The sequence below is a fragment of the Microcoleus sp. MON2_D5 genome (assembly GCF_036701905.1).
Lineage (GTDB): Bacteria > Cyanobacteriota > Cyanobacteriia > Cyanobacteriales > Microcoleaceae > Microcoleus.
Map to the genome: position 1 here is coordinate 4,629 of NZ_JAUBRM010000091.1, position 17,751 is coordinate 22,379.

Genomic DNA, 17,751 nt, shown 5'->3' on the forward strand with positions numbered 1-17,751 from the left:
TCGCCGACAGATTCACCGTCGCCAACTACTTCGCCATCGCCGACAGATTCACCGTCGCCAACTACTTCGCCATCGCCGACAGATTCACCGTCGCCAACTACTTCGCCATCGCCAACAACTTCGCCATCGCCAACAACTTCACCATCGCCGACAGATTCACCATCGCCAACAACTTCACCATCGCCAACAACTTCACCATCGCCGACAACTTCACCAACAGCTTCCCCAATCAGCTATTCGGTGATTGTCTCGCAAGAAGCTACGCCTCCAGTATTACCGACGACTTCGCCAACACCGGCAGCATCTCCGACAGCATATCCCACAGCATATCCAGAAAGTTCGCCAATACCGACAGAATCTCCCACAGCATCTCCCACACCGACACCAGAAACATCTCCCACAGCATCTCCCACAACATCTCCCAGTCCAAAGTCAACTCCTTCAGCGCCTTCAACTCCTAGAAAAACATCGCGAATGGTAGTAATTGGCACATCTCAATTTGTGACTAACGGTTGGTTTGACCAACAACTCAATAGCGACGTGTTTCTCAATTCAGTCAGTTGGTTGAGTAAACCAGACCAGCAAAGCTTTTCTATCAGTCCGAAAAAAGCTACCAACCGCCGCATTAACATGACGCCCATCCAAATAGGATTGCTGGTTTTAGCTTGGCTAATTTGGCCTTTACTCGGACTGGGAATTGGCGGCGCTATCTGGTGGAAGAGAAGATAAGTTAGTTGACTGTTGTCAGTTGACAGTTGACAGTTGACAGTTGACAGTTGTCATTTGTTAATCCTTTGCTGTGGCTAATAACAAATAACCAATAACATTAATCAACAGTCAACAGTCAACAGTCAACAATGCCCAATGCCCAATGCCCAATGCCCAATGCCCAATGCCGAATTCGCTGTTACTATGAAATTGCAGAAAAATACATTAGTATTGATAGCCGTCGCGCTGAGCATGACGGGGTTGGTTGCTTTGTTCGAGATGCAAGTATCTCCGAAACAGGAAGCCGCTAAGGAAGAAAAACAGAAAATTTTTGCTTTTAACTCCGATCGCATACAATTCTTTACAGTCAAAACTCCCGAAAAAATATTGACCTTTGAGCGAGTTTATGCTACAAAAGGAGGCAAGTCTAGCTGGGAAATGAAATTGCCAGTGCAAGCACACGCAAGTCAGGCATCGGTGGATTTTTTGCTCGACAGGCTCGCCACAGGAAAGAGCGATCGCACGATTAATATTACTGCTGCTCAACTGCCAGAATTCGGTCTCGACCAACCCCAAGCTACAGTCACAGTAAAGCTGGACAACCAGGAAACTCACCGCCTAGTTTTAGGCAAAACAGACTTTAGCGGCCGCTTCTTGTACGCTCAAGCCAATCCGCCGGAAGCGCCCCCTCAAAATTCCGCCCAAAATTTGTCCGTGCTGCTAGTGCCTTTTGACTTTAAAAATGCCGTCCAGCGACCTTTGTCAGAGTGGAAAAAAGCAGAAGAACCCAAAACAGACAAACCGCAAAAACCATCTCCGACGCCAAGTCCTGAGAATAAATAGATGGCCGTTCGATCTGAGATGTTGCACCATTCTCAATAAGCCTTGTATGAACAGGCAAGATGGCTGTTCCACAAAGAGTGAATTTTCTTGTGGAACAGCCATCTTGCCTGTGGCTGACAATGGTGCACTCTGGGATAGAATTTAAAGAACCAATCCCAAAACCTGTTACATCCAACATTCCTCACCTAAAATACAGAAAAGTCTAAACTTAAACTGTATGTAAGTGGCGTGCATTACCCCCAGGAAAGGGCGAATATGTTTCAGACAGCACTCAACCAAGGTACGACAGCAACGGATACAGCGCTTGACGTTGAACTCCGCAAGGTCTTTAAGGTATTTAACGGCGAAACCGCAGTCCGCGGAGTTGACCTCAACATCCGCCAAGGAGAATTTTTTAGCATCCTCGGGCCTAGCGGCTGCGGCAAGACTACGACCCTGCGGTTAATCGCTGGGTTCGAGACTCCCTCGGCGGGCGAATTGATGATTCGGGGCCAGTCGATGACCAACACTCCAGCTTACCGCCGTCCGGTAAATACTGTGTTTCAAAGCTATGCTTTGTTCGGACACATGAATGTCTGGGACAATATAGCTTTTGGATTGCGGATAAAAAAGCTGGGGAAAGCAGAAATTGAAGAACGGGTACGGGAAGTTTTGCAATTGGTGAAAATGGAATCTTTCGCCAACAGGTTTCCCGGTCAAATGTCAGGCGGCCAGCAGCAGCGGGTGGCTTTGGCGAGAGCTCTGGTAAATCGACCGGCGGTTTTGCTGCTGGACGAACCTCTGGGTGCTCTGGATTTGAAGTTGCGGAAGCAGATGCAGTTGGAACTGTCGAATTTGCATCAAGAATTGGGTTTGACTTTTGTGATGGTGACTCACGACCAAGAAGAGGCGATGAGTCTGTCTGACCGGATTGCGGTGATGCACGAGGGGAGGATCGAGCAAATTGGCTCTCCTGAAGAAATTTATGAGTGCCCGCAGACGGCTTTTGTGGCGGATTTTATTGGCGATACGAATTTGTTTTCTGGTACGGTGGAGTCGATCGACCGATCGACTATCACAGTTCGCACATCAGCCAATCTGAAAATAGTCGTTCAGCAGTCGGATATGTGGAGTGGTGTCACAGGCGACTCTGTTGTGGTCAGCGTTCGGCCGGAAAAAGTATATTTGAATCTCTACGAGCCGGAAGTGTCGGTCAACTGTTTTGAAGGGCGGCTCAAAAATACTATGTACATGGGCACGCACGTTCATTACGTGGTTGAGTTGGCGTCGGGCGATAAAATTACTGTACGCCAGCCAAATACCGGCGGTTCTTTCCCAGATCCGCACACGCCGATTTACGCTTATTGGGGAACTACTGATTGTCTCGCTTTGACCGATCGAGCATAATTACGAAGGAAGTTCGGCAACGAACACGCGATCGAGATTTAACGGATGTCACGGAGGTCGGGAAGTTCGGCAACGAACAGTGTACGGGATTTAACCGATTTAACGGATGGATGTTGCAGGGAAGTTCGGTAACGAGCAGTGTACGGGATTTAACCGATTTAATCTAATTTCCCAATCCCTAATTGCCCAATCTAAAATCTAAAATCTAAAATCGAATTTCCCAATCCCCAATTCCCCAATCTAAAATCTAAAATCTAAAATCTAAAATCTAACTGTGCCTCCGACTAACTTACCAATTTCCAGGATTTTTCCGGCTAATTCTACACGCCGTCAGTTCCTAAAAAATTCGGCGGCGACAATTTCCGGGTTAGCTGCTTCGAGTTGCGGCTGGCGACTTGCAGACGTACAATCTGCTCCTGCCGTCAAAGGTTCTGCCGACCAACTTTTCATCTATACTTGGGCAGGCTATACCGATGAAGCTTTGCTCGATCGCTTTGCCGAAAAAACCGGCATTCGCGTAGTGGCTGACGTGTTTAGCTCCAACGAAGAGATGCTGGCGAGAGTTCAAGCCGGTGGCGCGCGCGCCTACAGCATCATTTACCCGTCGGACTACATGGTGGTTCAAATGACGGAACTCGGGCTGTTGAGCCCATTAGACCACTCGATTTTGGGCGGGCTCGATCGGCTCAGAAAACAGTTCCAAAACCCTGTTTATGACCCAGGAAACCGCTACAGCGTGCCTTTGAGTTGGGGAACCACAGGCTTGATTTACAACACCGAACAACTCAAAGAAGCTCCTGAAGATTGGGACTATTTGTGGCAGCACAAACAAGAGTTAGCAAGGCGAATGACGCTGGCGAGTGATGTTCGAGAAGTCATGGGCGCTGCGTTGCGGATGCTGGGCTATTCTCTGAATTCTACGAACCAAGAGCAAGTCAAACAAGCTTACGAAAAGTTGGTGGAACTCAAACCGGCGATCGCATCTTTTACTACTGATGCTTGGCGGCCTCAAATGCTGACGGGGGATTTGAAGGTAGCTATGTGTTATTCTTCTGATGCTAATGAAGTAATTTCAGATAACGATAAATTAAAGTATGTCGTCCCCAAAAGCGGTTCTTCTCTGTGGACTGACACTTTAGTAATTCCTAAAGGTTCTCCCAATCCCGAAGCAGCTTATAAATGGATTAACTTTATGCTGCAACCCGATGTCGCTGCTTCTTTAGTAGAGCGGCTCAGTTTTTCAACTCCTTCGGAAGATGCTTTTAGTTTGTTGCCCCCGGAAGTTCGCGAAAACGACATTCTTTTTCCTTCGGAAGCTGTTTTGAAAAAGTGCGAAGGTGTGGCTCCGGTAGGCAAATTTATGGAAGTGTACGATCGCTATTGGACTCAATTAACCAGCGGCTAATCATCAAACCTAGGGCGGGTTTTACAGGCAATCTCTGATTCTTACCCAATATATACATAAACCTGCCCCCCTAAAGCAGAGCGCCCACTCAATCCGTATTATATCCGCGTTAACCCGCGTTCATCAGCGGTTAAAAACTCAAAACAATTGATCTATGGCTGTTTCAACTAGAACTCCCCCTCCTATTCCTCCCAATTCTCCTTTGAAGGCTGAAACTGTTTCCCCGTGGTCTGCTTGGGCTGGGCCACTGGCATTGCTCGGCCCTTCAGGCTTGTTGCTGCTTTTATTATTAGTCATACCAACTTTGGTGATTTTTCAGCTTAGTTTGGTGCCGAATATTAAGCCGGGAGATTTGGTGAATCCTTCGGGAATCGGCAATTACCTGAGAGTGTTTGAGCCGCTGAATTTACAGGTGATGGGTCGATCTCTCTTTTTCGCAACGGGGACTACTATTCTGTGTTTGCTGCTGGGATTTCCCGTCGCTTACTGGATCGCCCTCAATGTCTCGAAAAAGTGGCGGAATTTAACTTTGTTAGGCTTTGTGTTGCCGCTGTGGACTTCTTCGCTGTTGCGATCGTATGCTTGGATTACAATTTTGCGTCCTACGGGTGTTCTCAACTCGCTCCTGGGACTTTTGGGCATCCCTCCTCTAGAATTGCTCAATCAAAGTTCCGCAGTTTTAATCGGCATGGCTTACAGTTATTTGCCTTATATCGTGACAATTCTCTACGCATCTTTGGAAAAGTTAGACCGCAGGTTGCTAGAAGCATCTCAGGATTTGGGTGCGAATCCAGTGGAAACTTTCTGGAAAGTGACAGTACCTCAGACTATGCCGGGAATTGCTGCGGGTTCTTTGCTAGTCTTTATTAGCAGTTTGGGCGATTTTGTCGATCCGGAGTTGCTCGGTGGAGCTTCGAGTATGACGGCGGCTCGTTTGATTTACAATCAGTTTTTGGGGGCCACTCAAAATTGGGGGCTGGGTTCGGCTCTGAGTATGGTATTAATCTTTGCAGTGAGTATCGGAATTGCCCTCTTGCTCAAATATGGCGATCGTAATGCAATTTAGGATGTTAAAGGAAGAAGGAACAAGGAAGAAGCAAGAAGGAAGAAAACAATCCTAATCTATTACCAATTACCGATTACCAATTACCGATTACCGAGAAATGGAAAATACCGCCGACAATCCACAGGAGGAAATACAAGCCGATATGTACTTAAAACCTAAATTTAAGGTTTCTTGGCAGGTAATATTTGCCGTTTTGATGTTTTTTTATATGTACCTGCCCATCCTGGTACTCACATTTTACAGCTTTAACAAATCGCGTTTTAGCGCCGGCTGGGAAGGATTTACTTTAGATTGGTACGTTAAATTATTTAGCGATACGCGGATTTTAGTGGCCCTGAGAAACAGTTTAACAGTGGCTGTTTGTGCAGTTGCAATCTCGGCTGTACTTGGCACTTTGATGGCGGTTGGTTTAGCCCGCTACCGCTTTCCTGGCAAGAGTTTATATCAGGGAGTCTCCTACTTGCCGATTATTATTCCAGATATTGCTACCGCAGTTGCTACTCTGGTATTTTTAGCAGCGCTGGCTATTCCTCTGAGTTTGTGGACAATTGTCGCCGCTCACATTGTGTTTTGTCTGGCTTACATCGCCCTAGCTGTTTCTACTAGATTGGCCGATTTAAACCCGTATTTAGAAGAGGCTGCCTTGGATTTGGGTGCAACGCCTGTTGAAGCTTTTATTCAGGTTTTGCTCCCTCAATTAATACCCGGAATTGTTTCCGGTTGTCTGCTGTCTTTTGTCCTCAGCATGGACGATTTTTTGATTGCGAGTTTTACCGCAGGTAGCGGGACTACAACTCTGCCGATGGAAATTTTTAGCCGGATTCGGACTGGGGTGAAACCTGATATTAATGCTCTCAGCGTGCTGTTGATAGTAGGTTCGGGAGGATTGGCATTTTTAGCGGAGTATTTGCGCGGCCGGGGCGAGCAAAAACGGACTCATTAGTCATTGGTCATTGGTCATTGGTTATTACTCACCAAAAAACCCGGTTTCTTTGAGAAACCGGGTTTCTGAGGCGGTAATGTACGCAGTTGAAACCCTACAGAGGTTCTGCGTCTAGGACTGAATTGCTGCTATTTTGCTGCTGGTAATTTCACCTTAGTAGCCAAACCTAGTGCTTCCATGACTTGAATTGTCATCCAAGTGAAGTCAATTTCCCACCATTTCATACCGTGACGCGCAGAGTATTGAAAAGCGTGGTGGTTGTTGTGCCAGCCTTCGCCGTAAGTCAAAACCGCAACCCACCAACAGTTAGTAGAACTATCTTCGGTTTCGTAAGTGCGGTAGCCAAATTTGTGAGTGGCGCTGTTAACAAACCAAGTGCAGTGATATACCGCAACTAAGCGGACAAAAATTACCCAAACTACAAAAGGCCAGCCTGCTGCTAAGTAAAGCAACACGCCAAATGCGATTTGAATGGGGAGAAAGTAGTTTTGCAAAAACTGGTAAAAGGGGTCGCTCGAAATGTCTTTTGTGCAGCGAGAAATTTCAGCGTGAGCTGGACCTTTATATAGCATCCAGCCGAGGTGACTCCACCAAAAACCCTTTTGGGCATTGTGAGGGTCGAGCGCATTTTGGTCAGAGTTGGTGTGGTGCAATCGGTGCAGCCCAACCCAATCAATTATTCCTCCTTGACAGGCAAGGGCTCCGCAAAATGCTAGAAAGTATTCTACGAATTTTGGTGTCTGAAAACTGCGGTGGGTGAGCATTCGATGCCATCCGAGAGTTATTCCCAAACCGCCCGTTATCCAGTGCATGAATACTGTTAAACCAACTGCTGTCCAATTGAAGTTACTGGGTAGCAGTGCGAACAAAGCGCCGATATGAAGTCCTGCTAAACTAATAACGTGCTTCCAATTGTATTGGAGTTTTTCTTGCGTTGCAATTGTCATTCTCTTTTTGATTTCTGATGAGATGCCGAGCTGAATTCACGCATAATAGTTTGGATTGAACAGTGAAATTTTTTGCTGCACTCTTGCCCAAACTAATAAAGAATCAATGATAGATTTTGGATTAGGATTGAAAAAGATTTACCGTTGTATTTTGAAAATAAAAAATTTGGCTGCCAAACAAAATTTTTTGTTCCCAACTCTATTATAACTGATTCTGGTTTTGGTTGGGTCGATCGCACCAGGGGATTCGATCTTTGTTCAACCCAACCTCTACCGATCGCAAAAACACGATTAGGCATTGGTCACGAGCCATTAGTCCAGACCTGATGACCGACAACCAATGACTAATTGCCGATCGCTATTTTTCGGCTAATTTCACTTTGGTTGCCAAACCAAGTGCTTGCAGCAGTTGAATTGTCATCCAGGTGAAGTCGATTTCCCACCATTGGAGGCCGTGGCGAGCCGAGTATTGAAAGGCGTGGTGGTTGTTGTGCCAGCCTTCGCCGTAGGTGAGCAGGGCAACCCACCAGCAGTTCGTCGATCCATCGCCCGACTCGTAGGTGCGGTAGCCAAATTTGTGGGTAGCGCTGTTAACCAGCCAAGTGCAGTGGAACACCACCACGATCCGCATAAACACGCCCCAAACCACGAAAGACCAGCCGCCTAATAAATAAAGCAACACACCGAAGACGACTTGGATGGGGATAAAATATGCTTGGAGAAACTTGTATACTGGGTCGTCGCCGATGTCTTTAGTAAAGCGGGGGATTTCCACTCTGATGGGGAGATCCGACAGCATCCAGCCCATGTGGCTCCACCAGAAGCCTTGATTGGAATCGTGGGGATCTGTTTCGGTGTCGGAATGTATGTGGTGTAACCGGTGCATTCCTACCCAGTCGATCGGGCCACCTTCACAGGAAAGAGTACCGCAAATAACTAGAAAATACTCTAGCCATTTCGGTGTTTGAAAACTGCGGTGGGTGACTAGGCGGTGATATCCGAGAGTAATTCCTAAACCACCTGTTACCCAATGCAGGAATACTGCTAGCCCGACAGCAGACCAGCTAAAATTACCCGGCAGCAAGGCAAATAAAGCACCGATGTGCAGAAATGCCATAAAGCCTACGACAGGCCAATCAGGAGAAGTTTTTTTGGAAGTTGCAATCGTCATGAATATATTATGTTTACAAACTAGGGGCCGCATCTACGCGATAATGAACAGCGCGCACGCAAAGGGTGAGCGAGGTATAGATGAATAGCGTTTCACGGCTACAGGAAGCAGAACAGGCACTCTTTCAGATTTTTTCTGGTATTGACACTACAGTCAAGCAAAATCTTCAACGAGTCTTAAAAGCTTTTCGCAGCCACCGGGTTGGAGTCCACCATTTTGCAGGGGTTACGGGTTACGGCCACGATGATTTGGGTCGAGAGACTTTGGACGGGTTATTTGCCGAAGTGGTAGGGGCAGAGGCCGCGGCTGTCCGGGTACAGTTTGTTTCGGGTACTCACGCGATCGCCTGTGCTCTTTTTGGCATCCTGCGTCCTGGTGACGAAATGTTGGCAGTGGCTGGTTCTCCCTACGATACTTTAGAAGAAGTGATCGGCTTGCGAGGGCAAGGTCAAGGTTCACTGCTTGAGTTTGGCATTAGTTACCGTGAGTTGCCTCTAACTCGGGAAGGAAGTTTGGATTGGCAGGCATTGAGCTCTACTATTTCAGCAAAGACTCGCCTGGTTTTTATCCAGCGCTCTTGCGGCTATTCTTGGCGGTCGAGTTTGTCTATTTCTGAGATTGAAAAAATCGTCGCCGTAGTCAAACATCAGAATCCTAACACAATTTGCTTTGTTGATAATTGTTACGGGGAGTTTGTCGAGGATTGCGAACCTACTGCTGTGGGTGCGGATCTGATGGCTGGTTCTTTAATCAAAAATCCGGGGGGTACGATCGTCCCTGCAGGAGGTTACGTCGCCGGGAGGGCTGATTTGGTGGAGGCGGCAACTTGTCGCTTGACGGCACCGGGAATTGGCAGCAGCGGCGGCGCAACTTTTGATTTGAATCGCTTGCTGTTTCAGGGTCTTTTTTTGGCTCCCGGGTTGGTGGGAGAGGCGATCAAAGGCAATCATTTAACGGCTTATGTTTTTTATGAGTTGGGTTATCGAGTGAATCCTATGCCTTTGGCTAGAAGACGAGATGTGATTCAGGCGATCGAATTTGGTTCGGCTGATAAGTTAATTGCTTTTTGTCGGGCGGTTCAGCAAAATTCCCCCGTGGGTTCCTATTTAGATCCGGTGCCGGCTCCGATGCCGGGGTACGAGAGTCAGTTGGTGATGGCTGGGGGTACTTTTATTGATGGGAGTACGTCGGAGTTTTCGGCTGACGGGCCTTTGCGAGAACCCTATGTGGCTTTTTGTCAGGGGGGGACTCATTGGACTCATGTATCGATCGCTCTTGAGGATGCGATCGAGGCTGTGGGCCCGGCTAAGTAAGTTGTAGGGGCGGTGCGGTATGGGGGCTCCCTGGGTTTGCAGGGTGATTTTTGGGGATTTTTTGACCGCAGATGCAGGCAGATTGACGCTGATGAACGCAGATTAGAAGATGTATCCGGGATCGGCTGCTGGGAGTTGGCTCGCCTTCGATCGCGCCGGAACCGGTACACAGGATCGGAGTTAAAATTAATATCGCTGTATTTGCGAGTTTACTCCGCATTTTTGAGTGCTTGAATATCGCCTTGCATAATTATGCTGACATTGCGCGAAATCTTTTGTATTTCCCAATCCCACCACCTAATTTCTAATAGTTGTGCAACTTCACCATCGCTAAAACGCTGTTTGATTGGATGTGCGGGGTTTCCACCGACAACGGTGTAAGCGGGAATGTCTTTTACTACAACGGATTTGGCGGCAATGACGGCACCATCGCCGATTTTGACTCCAGGCATAATCAGGGATTCATAGCCGATCCAAACATCATTGCCAATGACGGTATCGCCTTTACTTGGCAGTTCCATTAATAAATTCATGGCTGTTTCCCAACCATTCCCAAAAACAGGAAAAGGATAAGTTGAAATCCCGTCTAGTTTGTGATTGGCACCGTTCATAATGAACTTGACGTTGGTGGCGATCGCACAAAATTTGCCAATAATTAATCGATCGTTTCCGTAGTTATAAAGTACATTTTTTTCAAAGTTTTCTGGATCTATTGGATCGTCGTAATATGAGTAATCGCCGACGATAATGTTGGGGGATTTAATAAAGTTTTTGATGAAGCATACGCGCCGCTGATCGGCCATCGGATAAGGTCGGTTTGGATCGGGCCCACTTTCTGTCATAAGTTTCCATCCTTATTCGTTAAGCTGCTGGATTGATGTAGTGTTAATTCGAGTGAGGTTTGATTCTGCTTGATTAACATAGAGTAATAGAGTTTGTCAAGTGGTCGGCGAGAAATTTTGGGTCGATCGCCCTGCAAGAAATGAGACAAAATGGTAAAAGCCAATATCCATCCGCGTTCCGAAGCGGTTAAAAATCCCAAATTAATATTAAAGAAGCGATCGCAGTGAGATAATTTATGAGAGTACGAACCTACGAAATCGGTGATACCCAACAAATTGTAAAACTGTTTTACGACACCGTACACGAAGTAAACATCCGCGATTACACAAAAGCACAAGTAGATGCTTGGGCACCAGCAGATATGGATATCGAAAGTTGGACTAAAAGTTTAAGCAGTAAATTTACTTTCGTAGCAGAAGAGGGCGATCAAATTGCAGGTTTTGGGGAATTAGAAGCAAGCGGCCATATCGATCGCTTTTACTGTCATCAAGATTTTCAAAGGCAAGGAGTCGGCAGGCTAATTTTAAAACAAATTGAGTCAAAAGCCAAAGACTTAGGAATTAACAAGTTATTTACCGAAGCCAGCATTACAGCTCGACCTTTTTTTGAAAGCCAGGGATTTATGGTAATTAGAAAACAAGAAGTAGAACGGCGAGGACAACAATTCATCAACTTTGTCATGGAAAAAAATATATAAACAACGATTTGTGTAAAATTAGATCGAAGAGTTTTACTCAGGAGTTGCGATGGTGACAGAAGCTACAAATGTGCTGGGCGGAAAGTTAGAGACTTGCTGCACTTCGCCCATGACAGGATATTATCGGGACGGCAAATGCAATACAGGTGGTGGGGACTTTGGGGCTCACACTGTTTGTGCTCAACTGACAGAAGAGTTTTTGCAATTCACTAAATCGAACGGAAATGATTTGAGCACTCCGGTTCCTGAATTTAACTTTCCCGGTTTGAAGCCTGGGGATTGCTGGTGTTTGTGCGCGTCTCGGTGGAAGGAAGCAATGGATGCAGGAGTTGCGCCGCCTGTGGTTTTGGCTGCGACTCACGCCTTGACTTTGGAATACGTTTCTTTAGATGAATTGAAGCAGCACGCTGCTGATTTGTAGGAGGATGTTGGTGTGCGATCGCTTTTAGTCAATAAGGGCGATCGTCTTTTTCTGATGAACATCAAGTCAATGGATTTGAGATTTGAGCTCGATCGCCACTCAAATATTTAAGTGCGATCGCTCGTCATTTCGAGGTTTTACTATTAGATGAACCTACGGCTTTACTCGCTCCTGATTCTCAGTTAGATTTGGTGCCCGCGGTGCAGCGTTTGGTCAAAAATTGCGGGCTGACGGCTTTGTGGGTGACTCACGGTTTGGATGAGTTGAATTATTGCGATGGGCTTTTTTGTTGGAAAAGTGTGAAGTGCTCGATCGGGCCGATCCAGCAAGGTTCAAGCAGCGGTTGATGCAAATTCAGGAAGTTTAGCGGCTGAAGTTTGGCCAGAATTAGCGATCGCATTTCATCGGAGGTGATATTAAAGGTAAAACAAGGATGACTAACGGGACTTAGACAAAAACTGAAGCCATTTTGGCTTCAAACGCAGATAGAGAAATACTTTTAGATAAAATGGGTATTAACCTAGTTATACCAAGGGTTTCTGACATTTTTCGGTTATCGATTACTTTCCATTCCCTAGAGGGGGTTTCAGCTTTTAAAGGGGCTGGAAAATGTTTAAGTTCCACTAAAAAGCTGGCTGTGTAAGTCTTCTTCCTTCTTCCTTCTTTCTTCTACTTAATGATCGCGATCGCGACACTGTATAATCCTGTGAAGGCTATTTTGAGCCACCAGGGTCATTAAACAACAAAACTTCATATTTTTCCTTATGTTAGACGCTAAAACTCTATTTCAAGAAACCTAGTATCTGGCTAAAAACCCAGAGGTAGCAGCCGCTCTAGCCAAAGGGAACTTCCAAAACGGATTTGAACACTTCACCCAATTCGGTCAATTTGAGGGTCGCAACCCTAGCGCCCTATTCGATACTAATTATTATCTCCTAAATAACCCTGAGGTTGCCACCGCTGTCAACAGCAAAGCTACCACAGCAATACAACACTTCATTAATTTTGGAGAATCTGAAGGCCGCAATCCTAGCCCATTCTATAACAACAGCTATTATCTAGGGAAAAATCCCGATGTTGCTGCGGCTGTCGATCGCGATGAACTTACTGGCATTGGTCACTTCCTCCAATTTGGTCAATCGGAAAACCGCAGTCCCAGCCCTTTGTATAACGATAGCTATTATCTGGCCAAAAACCCCGGTATTACTGGCGCTGTTGAACGGGACGAACTCACTGGCATTGAACACTTTATCAAGTTTGGCGCTGCTGAAGGGCGAGATGTCACCCCATTTATTAAGTCTGGTGACTCAACCTTGCCAAATGGCGTTGCTTCTGGAGATACCACCCAAACTTCAACGGTTTTGTTGACTCGCAGCACAGTTCTGGGTAATGTTGTCTTTGAATATTCCACAGATCCAAACTTCAGTAACAGTCTCGGCACTCTCACAGATACCGTCACCGATATTACCGTACCCGTGAAAGCCGAACTGACAAATTTAAAGCCTGGTACTCAATATTTTTATCGAGTGCGTGATGCCGCTGGCACTTCAGCAGTTGGTCAATTCCGCACTGCTGCTGAGTTGGGAAATCGCCAGGGTTTACGATTTGGGGTAGCAGGCGACTGGCAAGGTCAACTTACTCCTTTCCCGCCGATCGCAAATGCGCCGGAACGCAATCTCGACTTTTTTGTTCGCCTCGGCGACAGCGCTTATGTAGACGATCTATCGCCGGATTTGCCGGGAGTCAGACAACCTAAAACTTTTGAAGAGTTTAGCACCAAGCACAATGAAGTCTACGCTCAACGTTATGGCCTCAATACCTGGGCTGATTTGCAGGCTTCTACTAGCATCTATGCTAGCTGGGATGACCACGAACTCACGAATGATTTTGCCGGGGGTGCAACACCTAGTGAGTCACCGCAAAAAGAAGGAATTTTTGGGACGGGGGGAGGCTTTGTCAATGATACGCCTGTATTTGACACAGGTTTACAAGCATTTCAAGCCTACAATCCCGTGCGAGATGATTTTTATGGCAATACGGGCGACTCTCGCACTGCTAATGAGCAGAAACTTTATCGTTACAATACCTTCGGCAGTGATGCAGCTACATTTGTGTTAGACTTGCGCTCTTTCCGAGATAATTCTTTGAAAAGTATCCCAGAAACTTCCGACCAAGCTACTGTTAATAAGTTTCTCAATGATGCCTTTACGCCCAATCGCACGCTGTTAGGAGGGGCGCAACTTCAGGATTTGAAAAATGACTTACTGAAATCTCAACAAAATGGCATCACTTGGAAGTTTATTATGTCAAGCGATCCGATTCAAAATTTTGGGATTCCGGTTGCAGGCGATCGCTGGGAAGGTTATGCTGCTGAACGAACAGATTTGCTACGTTTCATCAAAGAAAATAACATCAAAAATGTGGTCTTTGCCACTGGAGATTTTCACGGATATGTGGTGAATAATGTCACCTATCAAGAAGCCGCAGGTCAGCCGCAAATCCCTACGGATGTTATTGATGTAATGACCAGTCCTGTTGCTATTCAGTTGAACATCGGGCAAGGGCCGTTTGCCGCCCCCTTTGGCCCCGCAACAGTTGCTTTTACGCCCACCGCCTTGCTGCCACAATCGGAAAAAGATCGCTATAATTCATTGCCGACAAGGGAACAAAAAGATGCCTTTGTCCGCAATATTCTGGATACTCGGACAGCGCCGCTAGGATACGATCCAGTTGGTTTGGAAGGTTCTGGGATTGACGCTAGACTGATTCAGGGAGAGTATTTAGGAGTGCATACCTACGGCTGGAATGAGTTTGAAGTTGCTCCTGAGAGTCAGCAGTTGCGGGTAATAACTTATGGTATTGAACCTTACACGCAGTCGCAACTTGATGCTAATCCCAGTGCGATTATTAATCGAAAGCCGTTTATTGTCAGTGAGTTTGTTGTTAATCCTAAGTGATTAAATAGACTTCTTGCAAAAATATCCAGGCGATTGAAATCGCGGTGACACAAACTAAGTCCGCCTACGCGGACTTTCAAAGCATAATTATGGTGATTTGTGTCATAATTTTGTACCTCTAATTTTCGGAACTGTAAAGTTTTATGGATTAGGTTCTGGTTCCCATTGACAGATATACTCTGGCTTGAGAGGGCAAGTTTTGGGAGCAATTAGATTTCCACTGAGGACGAGCGAAGTTAGGTTAGTCAAAGATGCTAGCGGTTTGATATCGCTGATTTTATTGTTTCTGAGGTCGAGAGTAGTCAATTTAATCAACGATTCTAGGGGTTTGATGTCACTGATTTCATTGTTATTGAGGAAGAGCGAATACAGTTTAGTCAAAGATGCTAGCGGTTTGATATCGCTGATTTTATTGTTTCTGAGGTCGAGAGTAGTCAATTTAATCAAAGATTCTAGGGGTTTGATGTCACTGATTTTATTGTTTCTGAGGTAGAGTTCAGTCAGGTTAGTCAAAGATTCTAGCGGTTTGATGTCGCTGATTTTATTGTTGAAGAGAGCGATATCAGTCAGGTTAGTCAAAGATTCTAGGGGTTTGATGTCGCTGATTTTATTGTTGTCGAGACCGAGATCCATCAGATTAGTCAAGGATTCTAGCAGTTTGATGTCGCTGATTTTATTGTTTCCGAGATCGAGCCAAACCAGGTTAGTCAAGGATTCTAGGGGTTTGATGTCGCTGATTTGATTGTTGGTGAGGAACAAAAAATTCAGGTTAGTCAAGGATTGTAAAGGTTTGATGTCGCTGATTTGAGAGTTGAAGAGGCTGAGCGTAGTTAGGTTAGTCAAAGATTCTAAGGATTTGATGTCACTAAGTGGATTATTACTGACATCGAGCGAAGTCAGGTTAGTCAAAGATTCTAGTGGTTTGATATCGTTGATTTTATTGTTGTTGAAGGTGAGCGAAGTCAGGTTAGTCAAAGATTCTAGCGGTTTGATATCGCTGATTTTATTGTTGGTGAGGTCGAGCTTAGTCAGTTTAGTCAAAGATTCTAGCGGTTTGATGTTGCTGATTTGATTTCCGTAGAGGTTGAGTTCCGTGAGACTAGAAAGTTTCTGAGAAGCGCGATCGCACTCAGTAGCCCCTGCTTCCTTCAACAGCACATCAACAGTATGTTTAACTTCAGGAGTCAAAGAAGCGCGATCGCGACACCAATCAGCAAATGTTCGTCTACTGTTTCCCGATCGCGTTTCTGCAGCCTTAGCAGACAGTCCATTTGCAGATAATGCTAGGATCGCACAACCAGCAAGTGCGATCGACTTTGGTAACTTCATGTGTTTGTGTGCAACTATGAGTGCCATCATCTTGTACCTCTAATTTCCCCAACAGTAAAGTTTGAGCATTTAATTTGAGGGTTCCCACTTACAGATAGACTCTGGCTTGAGTGGGCAAGTTTTGGGAGCGATCGGATTTCCGCTGAGCCTGATTTCAGTAAGTTTAGTCAAAGATTCTAGCGGTTTGATGTCGCTGATTTGATTGTTGGCGAGGACGAGCTCCGTCAGGTTAGTCAAGGATTCTAGCGGTTTGATGTCGCTGATTTGATTGTCGCCGAGGACGAGCCTATCCAGGCTAGTCAAGGATTGTAGCGGTTTGATGTCGCTGATTTGATTGTCGCCGAGGTCGAGATAAGTCAGGTTAGTCAAGGATTGTAGCGGTTTGATGTCGCTGATTTGATTGTCGCCGAGGACGAGACTTGTCAGGTTAGTCAAGGATTCTAGCAGTTTGATGTCGCTGATTTGATTGTTGTAGAGGACGAGACCTGTCAGGTTAGTCAAGGATTCTAGCGGTTTGATGTCGCTGATTGGATTGTTGGCGAGATTGAGCTCCGTCAGGTTAGTCAAGGATTCTAGCGGTTTGATGTCGCTGATTTGATTGTTGTCGAGGGTGAGATTTGTCAGGTTAGTCAAGGATTCTAGCGGTTTGATGTCGCTGATTTGATTGTTGCGGAGCTCGATCCCATTCAGGTTAGTCAAGGATTCTAGCGGTTTGATGTCGCTGATTTTATTGTGGTCGAGGTTGAGATAAGTCAGGTTAGTCAAGGATTCTAGCGGTTTGATGTCGCTGATTTTATTTTTGCCGAGTAAGAGCCGAGTCAGGTTAGTCAAGGATTCTAGCGGTTTAATGTCGCTGATAGGATTTTTTACGAGTAAGAGCCGAGTCAGTTTAGTCAAGGATTCTAGCGGTTTGATGTCGCTGATAGGATTGTTTTCGAGGAGGAGCAAAGTCAGGTTAGTCAAGGATTCTAGCGGTTTGATGTCGCTGATTTGATTGTTTTCGAGGACGAGAGTTGTCAGGTTAGTCAAGGATTCTAGCGGTTTGATGTCGCTGATAGGATTGTTAGCGAGGACGAGACCTGTCAGGTTAGTCAAGGATTCTAGCGGTTTGATGTCGCTGATAGGATTGTTAGCGAGGACGAGAGTTGTCAGGTTAGTCAAGGATTCTAGCGGTTTGATGTCGCTGATTTTATTGTCGTAGAGGTAGAGTTCCGTGAGAGTCGAAAGTTTCTGATCGGCTGCATCGCACTCAGTAGTCTCAGCTTTCTGCAACAGCACCTCAACAGTATGTTTAGCTTCAGGACTCAAAGAACCTTTTTTGCGACACCAATCAGCAAATGTTGGTCCAGTTTTTTTCGGTTGCGGTTCAGAGACTAACGCGGAAGGTCTATTGTTTCCCGGTTGCGAATTGGAAATTAACTCGGAAGTTCTATTTCCACATGATGCTAGGACGATCGCACAACCTGTAAGTGCGATCGACTTTTGTAACTTCATGTGTTTGTGTGCAACTATGAGTGTCATAATCTTTTACCTCTAATTTTCCCAACTGTATACAACAAAGACACTGCCTTACCGTGTCCCTGCAAAACATCTATTAAAAACTCTCTTAATCACCTTACTCAGGCAACTTATACTAATTTATAGGGTAAGGATTCAGGTCTAAACTTGAGGGATTAAAGATGGGGTCTGCACAGCGGAGTTAACCATTGCCTTTATAGCCTG

At 45.8% G+C, this 17,751-nt stretch carries 17 protein-coding genes and 1 pseudogene; 13 read left to right on the forward strand and 5 right to left on the reverse strand.

The genetic code is table 11. The annotated features are described in order from the left end of the window. The 8 genes from QUA47_RS25280 to QUA47_RS25315 form a co-directional block, all read left to right on the forward strand. Positions 1-461: hypothetical protein (locus QUA47_RS25280; RefSeq protein ID WP_333432783.1), on the forward strand; the 461-nt coding region annotated here is incomplete at its 5' end. A gap of 13 nt (positions 462-474) precedes the next feature. Next, positions 475-729 carry a hypothetical protein gene (locus QUA47_RS25285; RefSeq protein WP_333432784.1) on the forward strand — a complete coding sequence of 85 codons (255 nt, stop codon included), beginning with the start codon at positions 475-477 and terminating at the stop codon, positions 727-729. 135 nt (positions 730-864) lie between these two features. Then, the gene (locus tag QUA47_RS25290) at positions 865-1,551 is read left to right on the forward strand and encodes a DUF4340 domain-containing protein (RefSeq protein WP_333432785.1); all 687 of its coding nucleotides are present in this window, start codon (positions 865-867) and stop codon (positions 1,549-1,551) included. A 255-nt stretch (positions 1,552-1,806) separates the two neighbouring features. Then, positions 1,807-2,937 carry an ABC transporter ATP-binding protein gene (locus tag QUA47_RS25295; protein ID WP_190663102.1) on the forward strand — a complete coding sequence of 377 codons (1,131 nt, stop codon included), beginning with the start codon at positions 1,807-1,809 and terminating at the stop codon, positions 2,935-2,937. After that, positions 2,910-3,104 (forward strand): hypothetical protein, encoded by a 195-nt coding sequence (locus QUA47_RS25300; RefSeq protein ID WP_190663101.1) that lies wholly within the window; start codon positions 2,910-2,912, stop codon positions 3,102-3,104. The genes QUA47_RS25295 and QUA47_RS25300 overlap by 28 nt, the downstream gene beginning before the upstream one ends. Positions 3,105-3,211: 107 nt before the next feature. Then, on the forward strand, positions 3,212-4,342 hold the full coding sequence (locus tag QUA47_RS25305; RefSeq protein WP_333432786.1) for an extracellular solute-binding protein: 1,131 nt from the start codon (positions 3,212-3,214) through the stop codon (positions 4,340-4,342). Between the two features lie 154 nt (positions 4,343-4,496). Beyond that, positions 4,497-5,408, forward strand: coding sequence for an ABC transporter permease (locus tag QUA47_RS25310; protein WP_333137887.1), 912 nt, complete (start codon positions 4,497-4,499; stop codon positions 5,406-5,408). 97 nt (positions 5,409-5,505) lie between these two features. Beyond that, positions 5,506-6,351: an ABC transporter permease gene (locus QUA47_RS25315; protein WP_333432787.1), complete on the forward strand. Its 846-nt coding sequence runs from the start codon at positions 5,506-5,508 to the stop codon at positions 6,349-6,351. A 128-nt stretch (positions 6,352-6,479) separates the two neighbouring features. On the opposite strand, the gene QUA47_RS25320 is transcribed toward QUA47_RS25315, so the two are convergent. Both QUA47_RS25320 and QUA47_RS25325 read right to left on the reverse strand, forming a co-directional pair. Beyond that, positions 6,480-7,298, reverse strand: coding sequence for a fatty acid desaturase (locus tag QUA47_RS25320; RefSeq protein ID WP_190663097.1), 819 nt, complete (start codon positions 7,296-7,298; stop codon positions 6,480-6,482). A 358-nt stretch (positions 7,299-7,656) separates the two neighbouring features. After that, positions 7,657-8,469, reverse strand: coding sequence for an acyl-CoA desaturase (locus QUA47_RS25325; protein ID WP_190663096.1), 813 nt, complete (start codon positions 8,467-8,469; stop codon positions 7,657-7,659). Between the two features lie 80 nt (positions 8,470-8,549). On the opposite strand from QUA47_RS25325, the gene QUA47_RS25330 reads away from it, so the two are divergent. Then, positions 8,550-9,782 carry a methionine gamma-lyase family protein gene (locus tag QUA47_RS25330; protein WP_333406349.1) on the forward strand — a complete coding sequence of 411 codons (1,233 nt, stop codon included), beginning with the start codon at positions 8,550-8,552 and terminating at the stop codon, positions 9,780-9,782. 209 nt (positions 9,783-9,991) lie between these two features. Here QUA47_RS25330 and QUA47_RS25335 read toward each other — a convergent pair whose 3' ends face one another. Then, a complete protein-coding gene (locus QUA47_RS25335) occupies positions 9,992-10,624 on the reverse strand; it encodes a Vat family streptogramin A O-acetyltransferase (protein ID WP_333432788.1) in 633 nt (210 codons plus the stop codon). Between the two features lie 236 nt (positions 10,625-10,860). Between QUA47_RS25335 and QUA47_RS25340 the strand changes: the two genes are divergently transcribed. The 4 genes and pseudogenes from QUA47_RS25340 to QUA47_RS25355 all read left to right on the forward strand — a co-directional run bounded on the left by QUA47_RS25340 (position 10,861) and on the right by QUA47_RS25355 (position 14,700). Continuing rightward, entirely contained in the window at positions 10,861-11,322 is a 462-nt protein-coding gene (locus QUA47_RS25340; RefSeq protein WP_333432789.1) for a GNAT family N-acetyltransferase, read from the forward strand. Between the two features lie 49 nt (positions 11,323-11,371). Then, on the forward strand, positions 11,372-11,743 hold the full coding sequence (locus QUA47_RS25345; RefSeq protein ID WP_333041417.1) for a DUF2237 domain-containing protein: 372 nt from the start codon (positions 11,372-11,374) through the stop codon (positions 11,741-11,743). A 113-nt stretch (positions 11,744-11,856) separates the two neighbouring features. Next, positions 11,857-12,110 (forward strand): annotated as a pseudogene (locus tag QUA47_RS25350) (ABC transporter ATP-binding protein); the annotation flags it as partial. 796 nt (positions 12,111-12,906) lie between these two features. Then, on the forward strand, positions 12,907-14,700 hold the full coding sequence (locus QUA47_RS25355) for an alkaline phosphatase D family protein (RefSeq protein ID WP_333432790.1): 1,794 nt from the start codon (positions 12,907-12,909) through the stop codon (positions 14,698-14,700). Between the two features lie 141 nt (positions 14,701-14,841). Here QUA47_RS25355 and QUA47_RS25360 read toward each other — a convergent pair whose 3' ends face one another. Both QUA47_RS25360 and QUA47_RS25365 read right to left on the reverse strand, forming a co-directional pair. Beyond that, on the reverse strand, positions 14,842-16,059 hold the full coding sequence (locus QUA47_RS25360) for a leucine-rich repeat protein (RefSeq protein ID WP_333432791.1): 1,218 nt from the start codon (positions 16,057-16,059) through the stop codon (positions 14,842-14,844). 39 nt (positions 16,060-16,098) lie between these two features. Next, positions 16,099-17,550, reverse strand: coding sequence for a leucine-rich repeat domain-containing protein (locus QUA47_RS25365; protein ID WP_333432792.1), 1,452 nt, complete (start codon positions 17,548-17,550; stop codon positions 16,099-16,101). Between the last annotated feature and the right edge of the window lie 201 nt (positions 17,551-17,751).